The 23257-nt window shown below is 65.2% G+C and carries 25 protein-coding genes and 1 pseudogene; 22 read left to right on the top strand and 4 right to left on the bottom strand.

Annotated elements, in window-relative coordinates:
* Positions 1-51 precede the first annotated feature (51 nt).
* The 18 genes from P5P27_RS20880 to P5P27_RS20315 all read left to right on the top strand — a co-directional run bounded on the left by P5P27_RS20880 (position 52) and on the right by P5P27_RS20315 (position 17197).
* Complete coding sequence (locus P5P27_RS20880) at positions 52-372, top strand: DUF8175 domain-containg protein (RefSeq protein WP_479724242.1); 321 nt, start codon at positions 52-54, stop codon at positions 370-372.
* The gene (locus P5P27_RS20395; protein ID WP_006897750.1) at positions 360-1949 is read left to right on the top strand and encodes a hypothetical protein; all 1590 of its coding nucleotides are present in this window, start codon (positions 360-362) and stop codon (positions 1947-1949) included. Before P5P27_RS20880 ends, P5P27_RS20395 begins: the two co-directional genes overlap by 13 nt.
* Positions 1946-3430 (top strand): SCO6880 family protein, encoded by a 1485-nt coding sequence (locus P5P27_RS20390; protein ID WP_006897749.1) that lies wholly within the window; start codon positions 1946-1948, stop codon positions 3428-3430. The genes P5P27_RS20395 and P5P27_RS20390 overlap by 4 nt, the downstream gene beginning before the upstream one ends.
* 98 nt (positions 3431-3528) lie before the next feature.
* Positions 3529-5253, top strand: coding sequence for a hypothetical protein (locus P5P27_RS20385; protein ID WP_278127486.1), 1725 nt, complete (start codon positions 3529-3531; stop codon positions 5251-5253).
* 5 nt (positions 5254-5258) lie between these two features.
* On the top strand, positions 5259-5558 hold the full coding sequence (locus tag P5P27_RS20380; protein ID WP_157225333.1) for a hypothetical protein: 300 nt from the start codon (positions 5259-5261) through the stop codon (positions 5556-5558).
* A complete protein-coding gene (locus P5P27_RS20375; protein WP_006897746.1) occupies positions 5555-7594 on the top strand; it encodes a transglycosylase family protein in 2040 nt (679 codons plus the stop codon). Before P5P27_RS20380 ends, P5P27_RS20375 begins: the two co-directional genes overlap by 4 nt.
* A gap of 14 nt (positions 7595-7608) precedes the next feature.
* Entirely contained in the window at positions 7609-8034 is a 426-nt protein-coding gene (locus P5P27_RS20370; protein ID WP_006897745.1) for a hypothetical protein, read from the top strand.
* A complete protein-coding gene (locus P5P27_RS20365; RefSeq protein ID WP_101841742.1) occupies positions 8031-8255 on the top strand; it encodes a hypothetical protein in 225 nt (74 codons plus the stop codon). The genes P5P27_RS20370 and P5P27_RS20365 overlap by 4 nt, the downstream gene beginning before the upstream one ends.
* On the top strand, positions 8252-8836 hold the full coding sequence (locus tag P5P27_RS20360; protein WP_006897743.1) for a hypothetical protein: 585 nt from the start codon (positions 8252-8254) through the stop codon (positions 8834-8836). Before P5P27_RS20365 ends, P5P27_RS20360 begins: the two co-directional genes overlap by 4 nt.
* Positions 8833-9621: a hypothetical protein gene (locus tag P5P27_RS20355; RefSeq protein ID WP_278127485.1), complete on the top strand. Its 789-nt coding sequence runs from the start codon at positions 8833-8835 to the stop codon at positions 9619-9621. Before P5P27_RS20360 ends, P5P27_RS20355 begins: the two co-directional genes overlap by 4 nt.
* A 43-nt stretch (positions 9622-9664) precedes the next feature.
* Positions 9665-10327: a hypothetical protein gene (locus P5P27_RS20350; RefSeq protein ID WP_006897741.1), complete on the top strand. Its 663-nt coding sequence runs from the start codon at positions 9665-9667 to the stop codon at positions 10325-10327.
* 110 nt (positions 10328-10437) lie between these two features.
* Positions 10438-12111 carry a type IV secretory system conjugative DNA transfer family protein gene (locus P5P27_RS20345; RefSeq protein WP_278127484.1) on the top strand — a complete coding sequence of 558 codons (1674 nt, stop codon included), beginning with the start codon at positions 10438-10440 and terminating at the stop codon, positions 12109-12111.
* Position 12112: 1 nt separating this feature from the next.
* Complete coding sequence (locus tag P5P27_RS20340) at positions 12113-12346, top strand: hypothetical protein (RefSeq protein WP_006897739.1); 234 nt, start codon at positions 12113-12115, stop codon at positions 12344-12346.
* A 1-nt stretch (position 12347) separates the two neighbouring features.
* Positions 12348-12788, top strand: coding sequence for a DUF4913 domain-containing protein (locus P5P27_RS20335; protein ID WP_006897738.1), 441 nt, complete (start codon positions 12348-12350; stop codon positions 12786-12788).
* Between the two features lie 35 nt (positions 12789-12823).
* The gene (locus P5P27_RS20330) at positions 12824-13582 is read left to right on the top strand and encodes a VOC family protein (RefSeq protein ID WP_278127493.1); all 759 of its coding nucleotides are present in this window, start codon (positions 12824-12826) and stop codon (positions 13580-13582) included.
* 140 nt (positions 13583-13722) lie between these two features.
* On the top strand, positions 13723-14523 hold the full coding sequence (locus P5P27_RS20325) for a TetR/AcrR family transcriptional regulator (protein ID WP_278127483.1): 801 nt from the start codon (positions 13723-13725) through the stop codon (positions 14521-14523).
* Complete coding sequence (locus tag P5P27_RS20320; protein ID WP_278127482.1) at positions 14520-15389, top strand: 3-hydroxyacyl-CoA dehydrogenase; 870 nt, start codon at positions 14520-14522, stop codon at positions 15387-15389. The genes P5P27_RS20325 and P5P27_RS20320 overlap by 4 nt, the downstream gene beginning before the upstream one ends.
* A gap of 2 nt (positions 15390-15391) precedes the next feature.
* Positions 15392-17197 (top strand): oleate hydratase, encoded by a 1806-nt coding sequence (locus P5P27_RS20315; RefSeq protein ID WP_278127481.1) that lies wholly within the window; start codon positions 15392-15394, stop codon positions 17195-17197.
* Positions 17198-17348: 151 nt separating this feature from the next.
* Here the strand turns inward: P5P27_RS20315 and P5P27_RS20310 are convergent, their stop codons facing one another.
* Both P5P27_RS20310 and P5P27_RS20305 read right to left on the bottom strand, forming a co-directional pair.
* Entirely contained in the window at positions 17349-17723 is a 375-nt protein-coding gene (locus tag P5P27_RS20310) for a sulfate permease (protein ID WP_278127492.1), read from the bottom strand.
* A 313-nt stretch (positions 17724-18036) separates the two neighbouring features.
* Positions 18037-18357 (bottom strand): very short patch repair endonuclease, encoded by a 321-nt coding sequence (locus tag P5P27_RS20305; RefSeq protein WP_341338959.1) that lies wholly within the window; start codon positions 18355-18357, stop codon positions 18037-18039.
* Positions 18358-18586: 229 nt separating this feature from the next.
* Here P5P27_RS20305 and P5P27_RS20835 point away from each other — a divergent pair.
* Positions 18587-18841 (top strand): annotated as a pseudogene (locus P5P27_RS20835) (helix-turn-helix domain-containing protein); the annotation flags it as partial.
* 111 nt (positions 18842-18952) lie between these two features.
* Positions 18953-19684, top strand: coding sequence for a MerR family transcriptional regulator (locus tag P5P27_RS20295; protein WP_203567443.1), 732 nt, complete (start codon positions 18953-18955; stop codon positions 19682-19684).
* Positions 19685-19735: 51 nt separating this feature from the next.
* Here the strand turns inward: P5P27_RS20295 and istB are convergent, their stop codons facing one another.
* Both istB and istA read right to left on the bottom strand, forming a co-directional pair.
* Positions 19736-20563 carry an IS21-like element helper ATPase IstB gene (gene istB / locus P5P27_RS20290; protein WP_203567444.1) on the bottom strand — a complete coding sequence of 276 codons (828 nt, stop codon included), beginning with the start codon at positions 20561-20563 and terminating at the stop codon, positions 19736-19738.
* Positions 20560-22233, bottom strand: a complete 1674-nt coding sequence (istA, locus tag P5P27_RS20285) for an IS21 family transposase (protein WP_278127480.1) — start codon at positions 22231-22233, stop codon at positions 20560-20562. The genes istB and istA overlap by 4 nt, the downstream gene beginning before the upstream one ends.
* Before the next feature lie 216 nt (positions 22234-22449).
* Between istA and P5P27_RS20280 the strand changes: the two genes are divergently transcribed.
* Positions 22450-22719 carry a hypothetical protein gene (locus P5P27_RS20280; RefSeq protein ID WP_278127479.1) on the top strand — a complete coding sequence of 90 codons (270 nt, stop codon included), beginning with the start codon at positions 22450-22452 and terminating at the stop codon, positions 22717-22719.
* 83 nt (positions 22720-22802) lie between these two features.
* Complete coding sequence (locus tag P5P27_RS20275; protein ID WP_006897736.1) at positions 22803-23180, top strand: hypothetical protein; 378 nt, start codon at positions 22803-22805, stop codon at positions 23178-23180.
* The last annotated feature ends 77 nt before the right edge of the window (positions 23181-23257 follow it).

Genomic DNA, 23257 nt, shown 5'->3' with positions numbered 1-23257 from the left:
GGCCGACGCTGAATCCGGTGACGGCCTTCGGGTCGGTCTCGTGACGGCGACATTCTGTCGATCACGGTCGATGATCCCGAGATCGGCGACATCGCCGCGAACAGAGCGCTCGTGCCAGCCGCCTTCCGGATTCGAGCAGGGAACTGGACAAATGATGCAGCGACGATCGACATCGCATACGGGCCTCACGAGCAGGTCAACCCCGACGACGAGAGCGACGTGCAGTCGGTCTATTACTGGCAGTCCCTCTCCACGGTGTGGGTCGACGGTGAGTGGCACCTGAAATACAAACCGTCTCTTCTCACCCGTGACGAGAAGGAGGGCTCGATGGGTTCCCTCGACGGAGGGGAGTGGGCCACATGGGTGCGCTGACGCGGTCACGCCGCCGCACCGTGGTGACGGTGGTGCTGGCGCTCATCGCTGCGGTGTTCCTGACAACCGCTGGCCCCGCAGTCTCGTCAGAGGCGCTGGGCATGGACGCGGTCAGCGCCCAGGCGCGCGCAGATGACGAGACCCCCTCCCGGGCAGACCTCCAGAACCAGATCGAAGACCTCAAGGCCCAGATCGCGACGGAGAAGGATGAGGAGAAGAAGAAGGAGCTGACCGCTCAACTAGCAGTGCTGATGACTAAGTACACAGCTGGTGCTGTTAGCGCCACTGATGACAGCTGCGGAGCGATCAACTTCATCTGCAAGGCCAAGAAAGCCACCAAGGACGCCGCCAAGGGAGCGTTCAAAGGTGCGGCCGAGTCGATGTGGCAGGGCTTCGGCCGGATGCTGCAAATGTCGATGACCTGGTTCATCAAGATCCCCACCCCGAAGTATCAGGACTACTCGATAGTCCAGAAGATCCAATCCGCAACCATCGGACTGCAGTTCTTCGGTCTGGTGTTGTCGCTGGTCGTGATCGGGTTCCGGCTGGTTCTCGCCAGACGACAGGCCGCGGTCACCGAGGCCGAAGAATCCGTGAAGTCGATGGCCAAGGCGGTATTCGGCGCGTGGACATTCGGTGCAGTGCTGCTTTCACTCACGGTAGCGAGCGACGAGCTGTCTAAGTGGATGCTGAACCAGGCCACGAACGGTCAGAACGCCGGGTCGATGGTGACGAACCTGATGAAAACCTCGTTGGTAACGATGCAGTCAGCAGGGTTGGTCTTCGTTCTGGCCGTGATCGGGATCCTCGGTGCTCTGCTGCAGGGCATACTCCTGGTGGCTCGGCAGGCGATGCTCGCCGTTGTCGTGTCGCTGGTGCCGGTAATCGGCGCGTTCGGCGGGACGAACACCGGCAAACAGGCGTTCTCGAAAGTCATGATGTGGACCGTCGCGCTCCTTCTGTGGAAGCCCGTCGCGGCGGCGGTGTACTGGGTCGCCTTCTGGATGGCCGGCAGCGATTCGAAAGACTCTCAGCAGATCATCATGGGGATGATTTTGCTGTCGCTGTCCGCAGCAGTCCTCCCGATCCTGATGAAGCTCGTCTCCGGCGGAGCCGCGATGTCTGGGGGCTCAGGCGCGGCCGCCGTCGGGGCTTTGATGGGTGCGGCGGTCGCGGGCAGCACGATGCTCGCCAGTGGTGGCTCGTCAGCCGGCGCGGCTGCGGGAGGAGGTGCCACCTCGACCGCATCGATCGCCGGCGCCGGCGGAGGCGGCGGCCCGTCGGGCGGAGGGGGACTCTCTGGCGGGACCGGGATGGGTCCGTCGGGCGGTGGTGGTCCCTCCGGCGACAGCGGGGGAGGAGGAAGAGGCTCCCAGCCGGGCGGCGGGACCGGCGGCGGATCAGCTCTCGTGCCTCCGGCGCCAGACAGCAGCAGCAGCGGCGGCGACGGCTCAGGTCTCAGTGGTGGCACCGGCAAACAGCTCGCGATGGCCGGCAGTGCACTCGCGCTGGCTTCCGAATCCTTCTTCGAATCCGAACCTGGCCAGGACGCAGGAATGGGAGACAACCTCCGATGACCTCTACCAACCAAGTGATTCTCTACGGCCGATGGGAACAACCACGCACGAGCGGTCTGTTCGGCCGGACCTGGGGCGAAACGATATTCGCCGGCGCGTGGATCGTCGTGACAGTGCTGTTCTACATGTTCACGCACTCGCTGATTCTCATCCTCATCTTCTTCCTCATTGGCACGGCCGTGTTTGTGCCGCTGGCGTACCGGCGGCACGGACGGTCGGGATTGGAACTGATTGCCATGCGACTTCAATTCTGGAAAGGCGCTCGCCGCGGCGAGAACGTGTACCGAGGCGGCGTATTCGGCGTAGTCCCTGGATCTGCGCGCATGCCCGGGATACAGGGCGATACCCGGCTGTACGAATACGAACTCGGTCGCGGGGGCCGATTCGGGCTGATTCACTCGCGAGCGAAGAACCACTTCACCGTGGTGCTCTCCGGTCAGCCGCAGGGCCAAGAACGCGTGGAACAGCATCAGATCAACGACTGGGTCCGCGGCTGGGACCGGTTTCTGTCGCATCTGGGCACCATCAAGGGAATGGCCGGAGCGGCAGTGATTGTCGAGACCGTCCCTGACAACGGGCACCGTGTCGACGCCGAGGTACGGCGCCTTGTCGACCGCGACGCGCCGGCGTTCGCACAGCGCGTGATGGTCGAAACCGTGACGCACCGGGCCTCAGCGAAGGTCCGCAACGAGGTCCGCATTCAGCTGACGTTCACGCAGCAACGAACTGCGGACTCGGCCGAGGTCGCCGACCAGGGAGCGGCCATCGGCCGACTCCTGTCGACAATCATCAATCAGGCCGTGGCCGCCGGGCTCTCGGCACGACCGCTGACCGCTGGAGACCTGAGCATGGTCGCCGCTCGCGCCTACCGGCCGGAGCTCGCGGCGGAGTTGGAAACGATGGCCGGTTCGGGCTCCCTCGACCAGTTGCAGTGGGACCAGATCGGACCGGCCGGCTGCAAGGCTGAGTGGGGCCGGTTCGTGCACAACGGATTTCAGTCGGTGACGTGGGAGATGGAAGCCGCGCCGGCAGGCACTGTCGCACATGACACGCTGCTCCCACTGCTGGCGCCCCGAGCCGACCTCGGGCGCAAGAGGGTGGCGATCATCTACCGCATCCACGGTGTTGCCGATGCGGTGAAGATGGTCGACGACGACTTCAAGAACGCGCTGGCCGCCGAACAGTCGAAGAAGGGCGTCGGGTCGGCAGCGGCGTCCCTGCGAGTGGACAACACGATGGCCGCTCGGCAGGAACAGGCGCGCGGTGCTGGCGTGACCCGCTTCGGTGTTCTGATCACGCTCACCGCCGAGGCGTCAGCGGAGATGCCGACATTGGCTGCGGAACTGGAAGGCCTGGCATCGGCGTCCCGACTCACTGTGCAGCGCTGCTGGGGCGGACAGGACGCGACCTTCGCCGGGGCGCTCGGACTCGGGGTTCTGTTGCCGGAGTACGCCAGCGTGAACAGGCGGGTGACGGCATGACGATGACAATTCCGCGGCACGCGGCACCTCAGAGTGACACACCCACACAGGTCGAGATCGCCGAGACCGACGTTCCCGCAACAGTCAGGGTCGCGGGCGTGCGACTGCGCACAGCGCGCGCCTACGAGCAGCTGCGCGCCGAGGCAGCTGCCACGGGGTGGCGAGGCCGGCTGGCACGCCGCCGCCTGGCTACCGAGGAACGATGCCGCAAACGCGCGATCAGCAGGATCTGCGAGATGGGCGGCTGGGACATCGACGCCGGGGAGCCCGGACCGCGCGGAAGCTCCGGGCCGGGCGGTGGTCGCACGAACGTCGTCCCTCGACTTCCTGAGTGGCGCGCCACGACCAGCCAGGTCGCCGGAGGATTCTGGCCGTTCTCGGTCGGGGCGACGAGCCCGATGCTCGGCACACCTTTGGGCAGTCACCTGTATACAGGGCAGGACTTCGGCTGTGACCCGCTGACGTGGTTCCTCTCTGGTCTGATCACTGCCCCGATCGCGTTCGTGCTCGCGTTGAACGGTTTCGGTAAGTCGTCTCTGGTTCGCCGCATGGCACTGGGAAACATCGCCCAAGGCCACACCTCACTATTCCTCGGTGACGTGAAGCCTGACTTCGCAGAGCTGACCAAGATGGTTGACGGTCAGATCATCACTGGCGGATACGGCGACCAGACGATCAACCCGCTCGATGTTGGCGCTCTCGGCACCGTGCTCGCAGAAATCAGGGATTCGACGCCGTGGTCGCCGCAGTCCATCGCCGACATGACCCGCCGGGTTGAGGAAGATCTGCGCTCACGACAAGTCTCCACTGTGGCGGGCCTGGTTGAGATTAACCGAGGCACTGCGATCCGAGACTTCGAGGAAACACTGCTCGGGTCTGCGCTGGAACAGCTCTACCGCCCCATTCACGACGGCGGTCAGGGATTCACCGGCCAGCGGCCGCCGATCCTGGAGGACTTGTACCGGTTGATCCGTGACGGTAACGCCGAACTCTGGGAGGACACCGCTGCCCGCACAGCCGAGGAATACCGAGCTTCGGCGGCAGAGCTGTGCCGATCGCTGCGAGCCCTGACCTCGGGCCGTCTGGGCAAGGTGCTCAACGGCCACACCACGACACCAATCGACCCATCGTCGCCGGCCGTGTGTATCGACGTCTCGCGCGTGCCGAAGGGCGACCGCAAGCTCAAAGCGGCACTGCTGCTGGTCTGCTGGGCAGACGGATTCGGTGCGGTCGAAGCCGCGCACGTACGAGCAGACGCGGGGCGGGGTCCGCGGCGTACCTTTCAGGTGATCATCGACGAGCTATGGCAGGTGATCGGCTCGGGCGCAGGCATCGTCGATCGAGTCGACGCGCTGGTCCGGTTGAACCGTTCCGATGCGGTATCGCTGATCATGGTCACGCACTCGGTCAATGACCTGTCTGCCTTCGAATCTCAGGCCGATGCCGCGAAGGCCATCGGGTTCTTGGAGAAGGCACAGATCAAGTTCATCGGGCCGGTCGGCCCGGAGGAGATCGAACGACTCTCGCAGGTGACCGCGTTCAACGCACAGGAGCGTGCGCTGATCACCTCGGCGGCATCGACGCCGCCTCCATCCGAGGATGCGCTGGCTGAGATGAGGCGACAGCTCACTGCCGCGAGCAAGTCCGGGTCGACCTCTGTGGAACGTCCGAGACCGCACGGCCAGGGCGTATTCGTCGCCAAACTCGGCACCGACGATCGCGCAGGAATCCCGTTCCGCATGATCTTCACCCCTGCCGAAGCCGAGGGCGGTGTCCACAACACGAACGCCCGCTTCGACGGCGTGCTGAAGAAGGCGTCATGACATCGATGAACAGGCGAGACTACGGCTGGATCACCGACGACATTCGCGACACAGCGGTGCAGGCCGTGCTGACGGCAATCGAGCGGGGACTGTCGCTGACCGCTGCGTGCACAAAGGTCGCGATGAGCTTGGAAGTCCACACGAACACGGTGAAGAACTGGGCGCGGGCGTCCGGGAAGCTCGACGAACTCCGCACGAGCGCGGACAGTGAGGTTGTCGCGAAGCTCTACGCCGACATCGAAGCGATGAAGACCGCCAACAGTGGTCTACTCGCCGCGCTGAAAGAGCAGCAGAGGCGATCATGACCGACGCTGCGAAGTCCTTGTCCCTATTTCTGGTCGCCGCCGTGGCGATCCCGCTCCTTGCACTGATCGCCTTCGTCGGCAGCGATGACACGGATGACTGTGCGCCGGCGGACTCGTCGTCGAGCAGCAGCTCGTCACTGTCGCCCGGGCAGAAGGTGATCCCGATGAAGAAGGGAACCTTTCAGTACACCAGCGGGTTCGGACCTCGCGACGGCGTGATGCACCAGGGTCTGGACATGGGCTCGCAGGCCGGCACTCCCATGTATGCCGCCTACGACGGCGTCGTGGACAAGGCGGGAGAGGCGACCGGCTTCGGCCAGTGGATAGTGCTGCGCCACAACATCGGCGGCAAGCGTGTCGACACCGTCTATGGCCACATGTTTCCGCAGGACCTCATGGTCAAGCCGGGGCAGAAGGTGACCGCCGGCCAGCAGATCGCCAAGGTCGGATACAACGGCGAGGTCTCACCCCCGGGACCCGGCGGTGCACATCTGCACTTCGAGGTGTGGGAAGGAGGCTGGGGACAGAAGGCCATCGACCCGAAACCCTGGCTGGCTGACGCTGTCGAGCCAGGCCAGGCCCGGCCTTCCGCGCCCAATGCACCGCCGGCGGGGCAGGACTCACAAATCGTCTCGGCCGAGGACTGGAACAAGGTCGCCCAACACGAGTCGGGCGGGAACTGGGCGATCAACACCGGCAACGGCTACTACGGCGGGCTGCAGTTCTCAGCGTCGACGTGGAAGGCGTTCGGCGGAGACAAGTTCGCACCGACTGCAGACAAAGCGACCCCACAGGAACAGATGGAGGTCGCGAACAGCACGCTGAGTGGTCAGGGTTGGGATGCCTGGCCGGTGACCTCGCATCAGGCCGGTGTCCGCGACAAGAAGCCTGCGCCGCCGGGAACCTTCGCTGGCGCAACTGGATCCCCGCCCAAGCCAACGTCCCCGGCGCCGGCTGCGCCGGGAGGTCCATCGGACGTGCAGACGCTCTCGGGAGTGACCGATAACGAGGGCGAACTGGACGTGTCCAAGCCGATGGCCGCCCGATTCGGGTCCGAGGCCCACTGGCAGACCAACACCGTCCGCCTGGCGCGGGCGGTGGCCAAGCGATTCCCTGAGCTGCAGACGATCGGCGGCTGGCGGGCCGATGGTGGTGGATTCTCCGACCACCCTGACGGACGCGCCGCCGACATCATGATCCCGAACTCTGGCCGCGATCAGAAGGGCGTTGAGCTCGGCAATCGCATCCAGAAGTACGTGATGGACAACAAGGCCGTCTTCCACGTCGACTACACGATTTGGCGGCAGTATTACCAGCCCGCGCAGGGGCCCGGGAACGTCATGGAGGACCGCGGCGACTGGACCCAGAATCACTTCGACCACGTGCACGTAACTCTGCTGCCGTCGCCGCTCTACAACGGCGAGGACCTGGGAACGATCAAAGACAGGGGTGCCGGCGGTGCTGGGTCGGACAGCGAGGAATGTCCGTCCGATGTGAGTGGCAACGGACGAATGGTGAATGTCAAGGCCGGCTCAGTGCCCGCGGATTGGGCGCGCTGGTACAACAAGGCTGGCCGGATCTGCCCGCAGATCAGCGCCTCCCTCCTGGCCAGTCAGGGTCACCAGGAGACCGGCGGGTTCCAGCAGCATGTGCAGAGCCCCGATCAGGCTCAGGGGCCTGGACAGTTCATCCCTGACACCTGGGCGACTTACGGCAAGGACTACGACGGCGACGGTCGGGTCGATGTCTACAGCCTGGGCGACGCGATCATGGCCCAGGGCCATTACATGTGCGACCTGGCAAAGGACATCGACGGATGGATCGCGGGCGGGCAGGTTGACCCCAAATCGGGTCCGAACCACGACGTTCGCGACCTGTACCTCGGTGCCTACAACGCTGGCCCCGGCGCGGTGCAGGAGAGCCACGGATTCCCGTCGTTGTATCCGCGCCACTTCAGCGAGACCCGGCCATACGCCGAAATCATCATCCGCAACGAGCCGAAATACCGGGGCGTCGAGGACGCTGCGGTCGTCTAGTCAAAGGAGAATCCGTGAAGAAGACAACGACCGCGGTGGTGCTCGCGGGAACGCTGCTCGCAGTGACTGCATGCTCAGCGCCGGCGACGGAATCGGCAGCAGCGCGGTGTCCCGCGGCCGAGCAGCTCGCGGCGGCGCTTCACACGCGGTTCTCGGTGACAACCGCGGTCACCGACGGAGCCGAAGGTGGAGTAGAGCAGGGACGCTCGGTCGCTGCGCTGGTGCCTGCTGACGGCGCGACACCGGGCGGGGTAGGCGACCAGATCGCCCGTCGGGGGCGCGCCGACGATCGCAGCGAGTATGTCATGTGGAATCGCACGTACTGGCCGGCGGGCAGCAAGCGCGGCACGACGATCGAGGACCGAGGTAACGCCACTCTCAACGCGGTCGACCACGTGCGAATCGTGATCGACCGCACCAAGTGCATGGAGACACGATGACCAGGCGCGAGAAGGTGTTGGGCGGCGTGATGATCGTGGGCGTTCTCCTGGTCTGGGGTGCGATGGCGTTCTACTCGGTGTCTCTGCTTCTGTCGGTTCTCGGTGTCTCGGGCGGCCTGGTCATCGGGATCTCTGTCGCGACCACGCTCGCCTTCGAGGTGCTGGCGATTGCGGTCATGCGGGCCGTCGCGGCAGCTGGCTGGGGAGGACGGGACCGATGACGGCCACAGCGAGGCGGGCCTCGGCACTGCTCCTGGCCGTGATGCTGGCCATCGTGGTGGCGGCATGCGGCGGCGGGGACGACGCCGTTGACGGACCGGGGGATGCGGGCCATCAGCATCCGGACGGGCAAGGCCCCGTCGCGGGTGCCCCTCCGGACGATTCAGTACAGGAGGCATTGTCGAGGATCTACAGCTGGGAGCCGGCGAGACAGGCCGATTCCGGCGTCGCGATGAGAACTGCGCTGCCGTGGCTCAGCGGCGAAATGGCTCAGGCCGCTACTCGCAGTAGTACCGGGACCGACCAGATGCGGCCGATGCGTCAGTGGGCACAGTGGCGAGCGGAAAAAGCGATCGTGACCGCCACGGTGAAGGTTGTCCCGGCAGTGGACGAGCCGGGGAGCCGAACGACGAAGCGTCAGGCGGCTGTTCTGCAACAGATCCAGCGCGCAGACGGATCCGTCGACTCGTACTCGCTGATGACCTACGACGTCGATCTCGCTCTCGATGAGGACAACTGCTGGCGAGTCTGGCGAATCCAGATCGTCGACTCCCAACCACTGACAGATGGGGTGTTCCAGTGACTGACTACGACACTCGCGGCTTCAGCGCGGCCGGCTACGACCGAAACGGCTACGACCCATACGGCTACGACGCCTCGGGTTTCGATGCGCGGGGCTACGACCGAAACGGCTACGACGCTGCCGGGTACGACCGGCACGGCTTGGATTCCGCCGGGTATGACCGGAACGGCTACGACGCGAACGGCTATGACCGCCGCGGCTTCGATGCTGCCGGGTGGGACCGTAACGGCTACGACGTGGACGGGTTCGACCGGCACGGCATCGACCGCAGCGGCCGCAATCTGTACGGCGTTGAGGTCCCGTTCATGGACGACAACGCCGAACCGGCCAGGGTGCCGGGGCCAGCAAGGATCAGCACCGATGGTGGCGGTGAGTCGGAGGTGCAGGTGAGTCGGATGATCTTCGGCGGCGTGGCGACTGTGATCGTCGGAGCGCTGACTGCAGCGGTCGTTTGCTGGCTGCTGATGGCGCTGCGCACGAACCTGCCCGCAGAAACCTGGGCACGGGCAGGGGCACCGCGCATTCCCGACCCTGCAACGGCGGCGGTTCTCGCCGGTGCGGCGGCCGCGGCCGCCGCCGCATGCGCGCTGGCGCTGAGCGTTTTCGTTGCCGACGGACTGCGGTTCTTCCGTCTTACGGCGCTTCTGCTGACGGCGGTGTGGGTCGTGGCTGTCGCCTCCGAACACTCGTGGTCGACGTGGCTCGTGAGCGCGTTGACCATTGGAGCACCGGGCCTGGCGATCATCAGTCTCGCGCCGTCGGTACGTCCCACCCTCCGGCCCTGAGAACTCGCTTCACCTCACCAAACCCTCGATGGAAGGAACAATCATGACAAGCACGACAGCGCAGGACTGGGATACCGCGGCAGCCGTGGTACGTGACCATGCAGACGCCCTCGCCTCGATGGGCAGCCACTCCGAGCTGTACAGCTTCGCCAAGGAGAAGAACCTGGCGACCAAGCTCCTGTTTCCGAAGTTCAAGACCGAACTCCGCAAGCAGCTGCGCATCGATTACGACCAGATCAGGAAGGACACCCTCGCAGCCCGGTTGGTCGAACTGGAAGCTGCCGGCGAGACGGCTCCGACGATCACCCTCTTCTGCGCCGGTGACGTCGAGGTCGATTCGTACGCGGTGTGCCGGGCAGAGGAAGAAGACCCCTGGTACGGAACCTTCCACGAGAACGATCAGGTCGCAGATCAGGATCATGCAGACGAGTCCGCTGCGAGGAAGGCCGTGTATCTGGCGGGCAAAGCCCGTGAGTTCGCCGGACTCGACATCGTGCATCTGCGGTTGTCGGTCACCAACCATGTCGTGACACGCACCGCGCTGATGCGAGACATGCTCAAACACAAGGTGTGGGTGACTGTCGATATCGTCGACGACCCGAACGGCAATCCGGCTTTGGAACTGTGCCGCGCTCCCGGTTTCCGGGGCTGGCGAGAAGTCTCGCTGGGCGACCTGATCGAGGACAGCGACGGTGCGGCGCAGTAGTTGTCCGGACTCCGTAACGATGGGGGAATGCAATGCCCGTAGCTAATCCTGGACAGACGAAGAATCCGTCGCGGAACAGTGAGACCGTGCTCATGCTCGTTGGGCTTGGCGTGATCGTCGCGGCGGCGTTGATCGTCTGGGGCTCGTTGACGCTCGCCGGCGGTCAGCAGATCCCCGGCAACCCGTTCGCCGCGGTGATCATGGTAGCGAGCGGCAAACTCGCGTGGCCGACGGCCGCGACGGTGTGGGCCGTGGTGATCGTGGCCGTCATCGGGGCGGTGGTAGGGACCGGTCTGTACGTATGGAGCGGCCGTAAGCCACACCGGACTCGCGTGGACTCGGCGCAGCAGCACCTCGGTTCAGGCAAGGAGATCGCGTCCATCCGCGAGCGGGCTGTAGCGGAGAAGGCGCGGAGTCTCGGTATCGATTCGTCAGTTGCACCTGCACCGTTCACCACCGTCGAAGGTGTTCCGATCGGCAAGGAACTGGTTGGCAAGGGACGACTGCTGGGGTCGTGGGAGGACATGCACCTCGACATCTGGGGGCCCCGTCAAGGCAAATCGACCTCGCGGATCATTCCAGCGATCTGTGAGGCGCCCGGAGCTGTGCTGACCACCGAAAACAAGCGGGGCAATCTCGACCACACTCGGCTTGTCCGCGAGTTCCGCGACGAGGACGGCAACCCAACCCGGCAGGTGTGGGTCTTCGACCCGCAGCAGGTCGCCAATGAGCCAGCGTGGTGGTGGTGGAACCCGTTGTCCTACGTTGAGGACGAAACGCAGGCCGAGGAGTTGGCCCAGCTGTTCTCAGTCGGTGACGACGGGCTAGAAGCCAAAAAGGATCCCTACTTCGACCCCGAGGGAGAAGATCTGCTGGCTAATCTGATCCTCGCTTCGGCGTTGGCCGGCGAGCCGATCACCACGGTCTACGAACGCCTCGTCGACGAGAATTCCTGCCATCATGCTGTCGAAATTCTCCGTGAGCACGGCTACCCGATGATCGCGCGTGCGCTCAACGCCCGTTTGGGCCTGCCGGAGAAACAGAAGGCCGGCATTTTCGGAACCAGCGTGAAGATGGCCAAGTGCCTGCGCAACCGGTCCGTGCAGGAATGGATCACTCGAGGTGACACTGAGCGCCCGCACCTGGACCTGGAAGCGTACATCCGCAACGGCGAGACACTGTACTGCCTGTCGAAGGAAGGCGTCGGGTCGACGGGGCCGCTGGTCGCGGCGTTGACTGTGGCGGCCACCCGCACGGCCGAAAAGATCGCGACCGCATCGCCGGGTGGGCGGCTTCCGGTCCCGATGCTGTGCCCGCTCGATGAAGCCGCCAACGTCGTGCGGTGGCCGGATCTGCCCAAGCTCTACAGTCACTTCGGTTCCCGCGGAATCATCATCATGACGATCCTGCAGTCCTGGTCGCAGGGCGTCGGAGTGTTCGGCGAACGCAACATGAAGCTGCTCGAATCCTCATCGAACGTGTACGTCTACGGCGGCAACGTGCGCGAGAAGGAATACCTGGCCAGCCTCTCCGAACTGTGCGGCGATTTCACACGCGTGCGATTGAGCGTGTCTGATGCTCGCACTGGGAAGTCATCGTCGCGAAGCACCGACGAGAAGAAGATCTTCACCGTTGCTGATCTACAGGCATGGCCGCGCGGCCGCGCGCTCGTTCTGTCTGCCGGTAACCGTCCCACGGTCGCTGAGACTGTGCCGTGGATGGCCAAGCCATACGCCGACCTGATTCGGCAATCGCTCAACGAATACGCCCCGAAGGGACAGTGAAATGGACGACGACCTAGCGAAGAAGGCGCGGAGTCTCGGTATCGATTCGTCAGTTGCACCTGCACCGTTAACCACCGTCGAAGGTGTTCCGATCGGCAAGGAACTGGTTGGCAAGGGACGACTGCTGGGGTCGTGGGAGGACATGCACCTCGACATCTGGGGGCCCCGTCAAGGCAAATCGACCTCGCGGATCATTCGGCAATCGCTCAACGAATACGCCCCGAAGGGACAGTGAGATGGACGACGACCTGTTTGGCGATGAAGAACTCGAGGACGACGAGCCGAGCGGCGCAGCTGCCGCCGAAGCTGAGCCGGAGCCCGAATTTTCTTCGGTCTATGAGTTCGTGGAAGACCACCTGTCGCTGTTGTACGCCCGCAAATGGGAGTTCGCCGGCAAGAGTCGCCTGTGGTGTCGGAGGTGGTTCGAACACGCCGAAGCAGTGTCACGACTCGAAGCAGTGTGGCGGGCCTATGAATCGCTGCGCCTTGATCCGACCCTCGGGATGAGCGTGTGGTGGCGCGACCATCTCGATCCCCACATGAACGCGTTGACGAATCCGGAAGGTCCGTTCGAGGGATGCAGTCCCGACGCTCACAACCCCCGGACGGCAGCTATGCCCTGTGACCGTATGGACGACGACTTCGTCCGAGCCGTGATGGGCGTCGACGGAGCGTAAGCGACCGGCTAGACCCACTAGAGAAGGAGCATGCAGTGCAAGACCACGACGAACTCGAGCAGGTTCTGGAGCGGACCGCAGCTAAGTTACTCGGCCACGGTGCCTCACTGATCGAAGCCCTTATGCGGCGCCTGCGCCAAAGCGCCGAAGAGCAGATGCGGCAAGAGGCAGCGCAGGACGATCCAGCACTGTCCAGCGTCGCTCGGCACACTGAGCCGGAGCTTGGTTCGGCACCCAGCCCGATCGGTGGCCTCAGTGATTCCGAACTCGACGCACAGGTGAAGGCCCGATACGGGCTGGATGTTTCGAGAATTGGCGACCGCGAACATGATCGGCAGTGGGCTGATCGGGCGGCACCGGCCGATGTGCTCGATCTGCTGCGTGCGGCAGACCGCGACGGCGACGGTTCGGCGACTGCCGCCCGGCTGCGCGACAACCTGATGGAACGCATTCGCGAGTACGGGATCGACGCAGACGCGCTGCTGTCCGAGTCGCCCGAGGCCGCAGGTGAAGCTTTGCGCGAGAACCGAGTGACTATGTCAACTCCATCCGGCCCCGGGATGACGGCCCGACTTGGCTCCAGCCAGGGCGAGATCAGCAGCAGCACAGGGCGTTCGCAGATGCCCTCTGCGAGGCTGGTGCCCATGAGTGCTGAACCTTCTCTTGTGCCCGAGCTAGCCGTGATCGACTGCAGTGTGTCTGTGCGGTTCTGGCGTGACCTGCTGGGATTCGAGGTGCTCTACGACAGGCCCGAGGAGGGCTTCGCCTACCTCGCCCTAGACGGTATGGAGTGACCACTCAGCCACCCTGAGCGGTCACTCCATACCGTCTAGTCGGCCCCGAACCCCACCAGATGACCGGCAAGCTCCTCGCCTGGGGCGCCGTCCACGCGGCGACCACCCCGCTCCCAGCCGGCGTGCACGCGCCCGTCGCGGTGATCGGCCTGGAGACACTCATGACCGGTCAATCGCACGTATCGGACGTGCGCGTGCGGACCCTACGACAGCGAGGTCGCATGGGTTGCGCGCTCCTCGATAATGAGTACGCTCATTCTTGTGGACGAAAGGGCGATCTCATGACGGCGCCGCAGGTGCTGGGCCGTCGCGAAGGGAACATGCAGCTCAAGCACGAGCGCATCTTCGCCGCCGCGGCTGAGCTGTTCGCCGAGCGCGGCTTCGCGGCCGCGACGACGCAGGAAGTGGCCGACCGCGCCGGAGTTGCAGCGGGCACCGTGTTTCGATACGCGGCGTCCAAGAGCGAACTGCTTCTCATGATCTATAACCGCATGTTCCGTGAGGCCATCGCTGAAGGCGTCGGCTCCGCGGCGAGACCGATGGACGCCGTGGACGCGGTCCAATCGATTGTCATGGCGGTTTTCGACGCGTCGATGGCGTCGCCGGAGAACAGTGCTGCGTATCAGCGAGAGCTGCTCTTCGGCCCCGCATCCGAGCGATACCGTGCCGAGGGACTCGCGATCGTCGCCGAAATGGAGGACACGATCGCGACACGACTGCTCGCTGCCGCCCCCGAGATGGATGCCGACTCCGCGCGACTGACCGCCGCCTCCGTGTTCGCGGTCCTGCACCTGGGCATCGCGCGCTCGTCGACCCAGGCACATCCAGGGCGCGATGCCCGCCAAGACCTGCACGATCAGGTCCACCTCATTCTCGCCGGGCCGGCGTCGTCGAAGACGCTGGCTGGTGCCAACCAACAACAGAAGGGCAACCAACGATGACTGATATCACCCATGTGACGGTTCTAGGGACGGGAGTGCTGGGCTCCCAGATCGCCTTCCAGACCGCCTACAGCGGTTTCGCGGTGACGGCCTACGACATCAGCGACGAGGTGTTGGAGAAGGCGCGGCAGCGTTTCGCCGGCCTCGCCGACACCTACCGGGTGGACGGTGTCGCGGGCGCTGCCGACGGCAAAGCTGTCGCAGCGCTGGATCGCGTCCGCTACAGTGCCGACCTGGCCGACGCGGTGAAGGACGCCGACCTCGTCATCGAGGCGATCCCGGAGATCCTCTCTCTCAAGCAGGAGACCTACGAGAAGCTCGGGGAGGTCGCGCCCGAGAAGACGATCTTCGCGACGAACTCGTCGACGCTGCTGCCCAGCGATCTCAAGGACTTCACCGGACGTCCGGAGAAGTTCCTCGCGCTCCACTTCGCCAACCAGGTGTGGAAGTACAACACCGCCGAGGTGATGGGGACCGCCGACACGGACCCGGCCGTCTTCGACGAGATCGTCGCCTTCGCCGGAGAGATCGGCATGGTGCCGATCCCGATCCACAAGGAGAAGGCCGGCTACGTCCTCAACTCCCTCCTGGTGCCCTTCCTCAACGCGAGCTACGCACTCGCGGCCGGCGGTTATGCCGAGCCAAAGGACATCGACAACGTGTGGCGGATCGCCACCGGAGCCCCGCTCGGCCCCCTCCAGATCACCGACATCATCGGCCTGACCACTCCGTACAACATCCTCTCCAACGCGGGACCGGAGGCGAAGCCCCTCGCAGACTGGCTGAAGGCGAACTACATCGATCAAGGCAAGCTCGGCATCGCGACCGGACACGGCTTCTACGACTACCAGAACACGGGAGAGTGACCATGTACTACAGCAGCGGCAACTACGAGGCCTTCGCCCGCCCCCGCAAGCCCGAAGACGTCGAGAAAAAAACCGCCTGGTTCGTCGGGGCGGGTCTGACCTCGATGGCGTCGGCGGTGTTCATGATCCGCGACGGACAGCTCCCCGGGAACAGGATCACGATCCTGGAACGGCTCGACCTGCCAGGCGGGGCGCTCGACGGCATCCGCAAGCCCGAGAAGGGCTTCGTCATCCGCGGCGGCAGGGAGATGGAGGACCACATGGAGTGCCTGTGGGACCTCTTCCGCACCATCCCGTCGCTCGAGGTCGACGGGTCGGTGCTCGACGAGTTCTACTGGCTCAACAAGGACGACCCCAACTACTCCCTCAACCGCGTCACGCACAACCAGGGCGAGGAGTTCGTCACGAACAACGAGTTCGGGCTGACCGACAAGGCACAGAAGGACATGGTCAAGGTCTTCCTCGCCTCCCGCGAGGAGATGGAGGACAAGCGCATCGACGAGGTGTTCGGCCAGGACTTCCTCGACAGCAAGTTCTGGCTGTACTGGCGCACCATGTTCGCGTTCGAGAACTGGCACTCCGCCCTTGAGATGAAGCTCTACCTCCACCGGTTCGTGCACCACATCGGCGGCCTGCCCGACCTGTCGGCGCTCAAGTTCACCAAGTACAACCAGTACGAGTCGCTCGTGCTCCCGATGTACAAGTGGCTGCTCGACCAGGGCGTGAGGTTCGAGTTCTCCACCGAGGTCACCGACATCGACTTCGCCTTCGCCGGCGACCGCAAGCAGGCCACCCGCATCCACTGGATCAAGGACGGCGTCGAAGGCGGCGTCGACCTCGGTGCGGACGACCTCGTCCTCGCGACGATCGGCTCGCTCACCGAGAACTCCGACGACGGCAACCACCACCGCGCCGCGAAGCTCGACGAAGGCCCGGCGCCGGCCTGGGACCTGTGGCGACGGATCGCAGACAAGCATCCCTCCTTCGGGCGTCCCGACGTGTTCGCCGGCGACATCCCCAAGACCAAGTGGGAGTCCGCGACCGTCACCACCGTCGGCCCCGAGATCCCCTCCTACATCGAGAAGATCGCCAAGCGCGATCCGTTCGCAGGCAAGGTCGTCACCGGCGGCATCGTCACCGCGAAGGACTCCGCCTGGCTGATGAGCTGGACCGTGAACCGACAGCCGCACTTCAAGGCGCAGGCGGATGACGAGATCGTCGTCTGGGTATACGGACTGTTCGTCGATGTCCCCGGCGACTACACCGGCAAGACGATGCAGGAGTCGACCGGCGAGGAGATCACCCAGGAGTGGCTGTACCACATGGGCGTGCCCGTCTCGGACATCCCGAGGCTGGCTGCCGACGGTGCCAAGACGGTGCCCGTCATGATGCCCTACGTCACCTCGTTCTTCATGCCCCGCAAAGCCGGCGACCGTCCCGACGTCGTGCCCGAGGGAGCCGTGAACTTCGCGTTCATCGGACAGTTCGCCGAGACGACCCGCGACACCATCTTCACCACCGAGTACTCCGTGCGCACCGGCATGGAAGCCGCCTACCAGCTGCTCGGCATCGACCGCGGAATCCCCGAGGTGTTCAACTCCACCTACGACCTCCGCTTCCTGCTCAAGGCCACCGCACGCCTCCGAGACGGCAACGAAGTGGAACTGCCCGGCCCGAAGTTCGTCGGCAATCACATCATCAAGCGCCTCGACCACACCCAGATCGGCCAGCTCCTCACCGACTTCGGCTTGATCCCCGAAGTCGCCGACACCGTGAGGCGGAACCGCTCCGACGACGCGATCTCGTAGCCTCACGGAGTCGTCGCGCTCGTTCGCTCAAAGCCGTTGTGAACCTTCGTGGAGAGTTTGACAACTTTCCCCGGCCGCTCGCAGGCTTCCCGCTGCCGCTCGTGCGCTGCGCGGTTGGGGACCGCGGTGCAGGTGTAGATCGCGGCGCGCATCAGGCCACGCTCGCTTCCGTATAGGCGACAGACTCCATCGCGTCGTCCTGACGCCGGGCTCGGCGGCGGGCGACGGCCTCCTGGATGCGAACGCGGACCAGCAGCGCGAGGCTTACCGGGCCCATGATGAGGAACTTCATCGCGTTCCAGATGAACAGGAGTACGAGGAGGTTGAGCCATCCGGGGCCGCCGTCCGCGATGAGGTTGGTGCAGATGCTCGCTGCGAGCAGGTAGGGCACGGCGAGGAGCATCGCGGGGATGCCCCACTTCAGTCCGCGGCGAATGCGGATCAGGTCGAGCAGGATGTTGGTGGGCATGTAGCGCCGCAGGAAGTAGCGGGTGCGGACGCTCATCGCCCAGAGCAGGCGAAGCATGGTCAGGCCTTTCATCACACGTAGTTCTCCGTCGAGGAGGCAGTACGTGGATGAGCGCCCCGAAGGGCCTTGTCCCGAGGGACCCGCAGAGAGAGTGAAACCCTGCCTCGTCTTCTACTGTACGACTCGACGGTGGCGTCCGGAAGAGGAGGAAAGCAGCGGGTAGTCGCTGTTTGCATGCGCTCGACTGGCCGAAGCGTCGACCGGGGCGTGTGTCGCGGCTGGGTCAGGTCATGCGTGGCCTGACTCACATGGTCACGCAGCGGGGCCTCGCACGATCGCCTCGATCGCATCGGCTACGCCCGACGGGTCTTCATGCCCCCATGAATCGCAAGACCGTCCACCCACGCTGACTGAGGAGCATACTGGTCTCAAGATCGCGCTGACGGTTCCGCTCGACCTTCTCCGACCAGTAGGCGGCGTTCGACGCGGGGCGCGTGTAGTGGGTCTCGCAGCCATGCCAGAAGCACCCGTCGATGAACACGGCCACACGGGGGCCAGCGAAAACCATGTCCGCTGTGCGCCGGATGTCTCTCTCCGGTCGCGCGTTCACCCGGTAGCGCAGGCCGCGTGAGTGGGCGATGTGGCGCACCGCCCACTCAATGCTGGTGTCTCGGCTGCGGTTTGCCTGCATCACTTTGCGAGCCGCTGGGCTCGATGCCCACGACCCGGAGGTCATGCTCGAAGCATACGCAAGAGTTCGGCCGGCGGCTCAGGCGTCCACGGGCTGTTTGTGCGCCTTAGCTGTGATGTCCGGGCAGGTTGTTTCCCGACACGGGGCTGAGTTTTCCAACGGGTGAGGGCCTCCGGGCTGTGAAGTGGAGCTGTCTAGTTGACCGCTTCACGAGCCCGAGGAGGCCCTCGTGTCCCACGCTAACGCTGTCCTGACCCCGCGCACGAGACTCCGTCTCGCGCGCCTGATCGTCGATGACGGTTACCCGGTCGCCGTCGCGGCGAGGATGTTCATGGTTTCGCAGGTCACCGCCCGCAAAGGGGCTGCTCGTTACCGGGCTGAGGGCGAGACGGGGATGCAGGATCGGCCTGAGCGAGGAGGCGGGCGTTCGCCAGTTCCTCGTGCAGGACCCCGACGGCTACCTGGTGCGTCTCCAGATGTCGTTGGGACAGCGAACGTTGGAGCAGTAGCCCAACGCGGCAAGAGCGTGCGCCAGTGGCCATGCTCGCGTCCCGGGGGTTGACTCTCGGGCAACCCGAAGCACGACTCTGGAGTTGTGAGTGATGATCTTCTCAATGTCGGGCCGTTCGCCAAGCGCGCGGGGCTCAGCGTTCACGCCCTGCGCCACTATGATGCGTTGGGACTGCTAAAGCCCACCGAAGTCGATCCCAAGACCGGCTACCGCCGCTATTCCACTAGTCTGCTTACGGCAGCAAGGCTCATCGCTGATCTGCGCTGGCTCGACGTCCCACTCCCCGACGTTCGGGACATACTCGCGGCACCCTCCTCAGACCGGGCGCGGACGTTGCTCGAGTCGCATGTCGAACGCCTTGTTCGCACCCGCCACCATCTCGATCAGCAGATCGCTCAGTGCAGTGTCTACGCGTCCAAAGGAGTACCTGTGCCCACCATCCTCACCACCGTTGTCCCGGTCCAGCTGAAAATCCGGGTAGCCAACAAAGAGAGAGCACGACGCTTCTACGAGGACGCCTTCGGCCTGGCACAACAGGTGATCCGGCACACCGAAGACGCCGACTACGACGGCTACCTGTTTGGTGATTACGGCCAGCCAGGTTTCTTTCTGCTTCTACTGGTTGACGACACCGACTTCGACTGCCCCGGCCGCAGCACCCTCGGCCTGCTCGTCCCAGACCTCGACACCATCCACCACCAGGCTCTCTTAGCCGGGGCGACCGAAACAGTACCCATCACGGACGCCGACGGGATGCCCCGAGCGAGTGCAGTCACCGATCCAGATGGCAACTGGATCTGGCTCTACCAAGGATGAGGCCCCTGTGCCTCCCCCCAAGGACGCGCGCTCATCGGCAGTTTAGGAATGTCACGCGCCTGTGGAGGGGGTCTGGTGGCGTGCTCGGGTGTGGGCGAGTCGGTAGGAGTTGGTTCCGGTTTCGATGATGGTGGCGTTGTAGGTGAGGCGGTCGACGATCGCTGCGCACAGTCGTGGGTCGGTGAAGGTGTCGGTCCAGGCGGAGAAGGACTGGTTGGACGCGATCGCGATGGCGTTCTTCTCTTCGCGTTCGGTGAGGACCTGGAACAGCAGTTCGGCGCCTCGCCGGTCGAGCTCCATGTATCCCAGTTCGTCAATGACCAGGAGATCCACTCTTCCGTAGCGGTTGATGGTCTTGGTGAGTTGCTTCTCGTCAGCGGCCTCGACGAGCTCGTTCACCAGGCGGGTTGCGAGGGTGTAGCGGACGCGGTAGCCCTGCTCTGCGGCGGCGGTGCCGAGAGCGATGAGCAGGTGGGACTTGCCGGTGCCGGAGTCCCCGATCAGGCACAGCGGGTCGCCGCGGCGGATCCAGTCGCCGGTGGCGAGCTCGTTGATGGTGGCGGGGTTGATGTTCGGGTTCGCGGTGAAGTCGAAGTCGGCGAGCCACTTCTCGCGGGGGAATCCGGCGCTCTTGATACGGCGCAGGGTGGAGCGGCGGTCACGGTCGTCGACCTCGGCCAGGAGCAGCTCGGCGAGGAAGCCCTGGTAGGTGAGTTGTTCCTTGGTGGCGGTGGTGATCGCCTCATCGACGACGGACCGGATGGTGGGCAGTCGTAGGCGGCGGCAGGCCTGGTCGATCGCGGCCTGGGCGGCTTGTTCGGTGAGGCTGTGACGGCGGCGAAGACCGCCCGGACGGGAGCTGCTGGTGTTCGTGGTCATGGGGTTCCTGTCTGGGTGTGGTGGTGGACCTCTGCGGGGGCCGGGGCGGGATCGGTGGCCGTGTGGCGGCGGCGGAGGAGTTCGTCGTAGGCAGTGACAGTGGGCAGGGGTCGGGTGTCCTCGGGCAGGTGCGCGATGACCTGGTGTGGGTCGGTGGGGCGTCGTGGTGGCAGGTTCACGACCGTCCCCCGCCTGGTCGGGCTGACTGGGGCGGGTGTGTGGGTGGTGGCGTGGCGGCGGGCTTCGACGGCGACGACGTCGGGGCTGATCGCACCAACGGACAGGGCGCTAGTGATGCCGGCGATCACCGCCTCGGCGGGGAGGGATCGGTGGAGCAGGAGCACGTCGATCAACTCCTGGGTGCCCGCGACGTCGCCGCTGGTCTTGCGGGCGGTGGCCCAGAACGCGTCGTGCGCGGCGGTGAACGCCCCCGCGGCTCTGGCTTGAGCGAGGGCGGTGGAGCCGGGGAACGCACCGGGCTTGTGCCGCAGGACCTCGAGGTAGTGGTCCAGCTCGACCCGGGTCACGCCACGGGTGCCGAGGCGTGGGTGGGTCGCGACGACGCTGCGGCCCTCGAACACGACCACGCACGAGGCCCGCAACGACACACGGACACGTTGCCCGATCAGGTGCGCCGGAACGGAGTACTTGACCATGCGGACAGTGATCAGGGCGGAGCGGTCGACCCGGGGATGGAGGATCAAGCCGGGGTCGAAGTCATCGGCCGGCAACGGAGCCAGGTGGGGCAGTTCGGCGCGGTAGTCCTGCCCGATCGTGTTCGCATGGCCGGCGATCCGGCGGGTGTTGTCGTCGACTTCCCAGACACGGATCTGGTCGTTGAGTTCGTCCAGGCTGGCGACCTCGGGCATCGGGGTGAGGTGGTTGCGGCGGAACCAGCCGACCTCGCCCTCGACACCGCCCTTCTCATGGGCGCCGTCGATGCCGGGCTGGCAGTAGAACGCGTCGAAACCGTAGTGGGAACGAAACAGCACCCAGCGTTCGTTCTCCTCGCGGAGCCGGTCACCGCCATGGATTACCTGCACGACCGCGGACGTGAGGTTGTCGTAGCGGATGTGGCGGGTCGGGATGCCGCCCAGGGCGTGGAAGGCCTCGATGTGGCCCTCGAGGAAGGCCTCCTGCCCACCGGTCGGGTAGACGCGGTGGATCGCCTTGCCCGAGTGCGACAGACGGTAGACGAACATGTGGCACTTGGTCTTGACGCCGTCCAGGATCACATACACCTCACCGAAGTCGACCTCCGCCTCCGCGCCGGGGGCGTGGTCCTGCGGCACCATCGCCTCCACCCGCCGCCCGGCCTCCAGATCGATCTGCGCGCGCCGGACCCGCACGTAGTCCCGCACCGTGGAATAGGACAGGTCCGTGGCGCCGTGCTCGTCGCGTAGCCGGGCCAGGATCCTGGTCGCAGTGTGACGCTGCTTGCGCGGCGCGGTCAGGTCATAGCGCAGCATTTCGTCGATCGCCGCCTTGTACGGGTCCAGGCGCGGTGCCGTGCGGACCGGGGTCTTGCGGGGTGGTGGTTCGGCCGAGGCGAGTGCCTGGCGGACGGTGCGGCGGTGCACCCCGTGCTTGCGCGCGAGCTCGCGGATGGACAGACCATCGACTCGCGCGTCGTGGCGGATGTCGGCAAACAGCTGCACTCGTGACCCCATCTCGGCTCCCTTGCCCTCGCGACTGGTTCCCAGTGATGGGGACCAGCGTGAAGGGGTGGGGCCAGTTCAGACCGTCAACACCCCGGCAAGTCGCACGCGGGGCCAGATCAGGCCGTCACAACGGGGCCAAACTAAGCTGTCACAACCAACCGAGAGTCCTTTCTCGGCGAGAACGATCCCGCCATCGACCGCGATGCCGCCGAGGTGACCTCTCTGATGGGGCGCGCCCAGGCCGCCGATCGTGAAGCCGAGACTCTGAGCGCACACGCCGATGACGGCTATGCAGCGGCCGACAACGTGTCCCGCAGCGGTCAGGTCGCCGCGGGTACGACTGGCACAGGCGCGGCCACTGCGGCGACGTTGGCCGCCAAGGACCATCCGACCAACCCTCGCCGGGCCGCGGTCACCGCGGCCAAGCAGGCGCCGAAGGCCAAGCCTCCCGCCGGGCGCGGTGCCGATCGCGAACGCGGACATTCCGGCCGTTGACACCCACGAATCCGTAGATTGATACATGCGGTGGTTCCTTGGACGGTCAGCCACCCGAGCAATCTCATAGAAGGTAGGACAACATGACAGACATAGCAGCAGACGTCGTGGCCGAGCTGGAAGCCGAGGACGCGAAGGAAGCCGCCGAGCTAGCGGAGCGCCAACGTCGTCGGCGCGAGGCGCTGGTGCCAGCGATGGCTCTCTCGCGCGAGATCCTCGCCGCCCGCGAGGAGTTCCTATCCGCGGATAGGGAGCGGGTCGACCAGTTGACAGCATTGGTCAAGGCCGCACGTAAGAGCGGAGCGCCCAAGGCGCGACTCGACGAACTCATGGTGGAACCATTGGCCGGCCGTAAGCGCGCCCCGCGCAGAACCAAGCGCACCGAGCCCAAACTCGAGAGTGGCGCGCAGTCTGCGGCACCACCGGTCGGCGAGACGCCATCTCGCCCGGTAGCGGTGTAACTGCCGGCCTTATCACCCGAACACGACCCTGTGATCGCCACGTGATCACAGGGTCGTGTTCGTATGTTGCGGTCGTC

Origin of the sequence: Gordonia sihwensis (genome assembly GCF_029632925.1) — a bacterium.
Taxonomy (GTDB): Bacteria; Actinomycetota; Actinomycetes; order Mycobacteriales; family Mycobacteriaceae; genus Gordonia; species Gordonia sihwensis.
Note: the sequence above shows the minus strand (reverse complement) of the source record. Positions and strands in the feature narration are given on the sequence as shown.

Bases quoted from the DNA above. Each gene is read 5' to 3' on its own strand.
- P5P27_RS20395 (WP_006897750.1), top strand. From the start codon at position 360: ATGGGTGCGCTGACGCGGTCACGCCGCCGCACCGTGGTGACGGTGGTG.
- P5P27_RS20390 (WP_006897749.1), top strand. From the start codon at position 1,946: ATGACCTCTACCAACCAAGTGATTCTCTACGGCCGATGGGAACAACCA.
- P5P27_RS20350 (WP_006897741.1), top strand. From the start codon at position 9,665: ATGACAAGCACGACAGCGCAGGACTGGGATACCGCGGCAGCCGTGGTA.
- P5P27_RS20310 (WP_278127492.1), bottom strand. From the start codon at position 17,723: ATGCTTCGCCTGCTCTGGGCGATGAGCGTCCGCACCCGCTACTTCCTG.
- P5P27_RS20380 (WP_157225333.1), top strand. From the start codon at position 5,259: ATGAACAGGCGAGACTACGGCTGGATCACCGACGACATTCGCGACACA.
- P5P27_RS20375 (WP_006897746.1), top strand. From the start codon at position 5,555: ATGACCGACGCTGCGAAGTCCTTGTCCCTATTTCTGGTCGCCGCCGTG.
- P5P27_RS20360 (WP_006897743.1), top strand. From the start codon at position 8,252: ATGACGGCCACAGCGAGGCGGGCCTCGGCACTGCTCCTGGCCGTGATG.
- istB (WP_203567444.1), bottom strand. From the start codon at position 20,563: ATGACCACGAACACCAGCAGCTCCCGTCCGGGCGGTCTTCGCCGCCGT.
- P5P27_RS20305 (WP_341338959.1), bottom strand. From the start codon at position 18,357: ATGCAGGCAAACCGCAGCCGAGACACCAGCATTGAGTGGGCGGTGCGC.
- istA (WP_278127480.1), bottom strand. From the start codon at position 22,233: ATGGGGTCACGAGTGCAGCTGTTTGCCGACATCCGCCACGACGCGCGA.
- P5P27_RS20335 (WP_006897738.1), top strand. From the start codon at position 12,348: ATGGACGACGACCTGTTTGGCGATGAAGAACTCGAGGACGACGAGCCG.
- P5P27_RS20280 (WP_278127479.1), top strand. From the start codon at position 22,450: ATGGGGCGCGCCCAGGCCGCCGATCGTGAAGCCGAGACTCTGAGCGCA.
- P5P27_RS20320 (WP_278127482.1), top strand. From the start codon at position 14,520: ATGACTGATATCACCCATGTGACGGTTCTAGGGACGGGAGTGCTGGGC.
- P5P27_RS20315 (WP_278127481.1), top strand. From the start codon at position 15,392: ATGTACTACAGCAGCGGCAACTACGAGGCCTTCGCCCGCCCCCGCAAG.
- P5P27_RS20365 (WP_101841742.1), top strand. From the start codon at position 8,031: ATGACCAGGCGCGAGAAGGTGTTGGGCGGCGTGATGATCGTGGGCGTT.
- P5P27_RS20275 (WP_006897736.1), top strand. From the start codon at position 22,803: ATGACAGACATAGCAGCAGACGTCGTGGCCGAGCTGGAAGCCGAGGAC.
- P5P27_RS20340 (WP_006897739.1), top strand. From the start codon at position 12,113: ATGGACGACGACCTAGCGAAGAAGGCGCGGAGTCTCGGTATCGATTCG.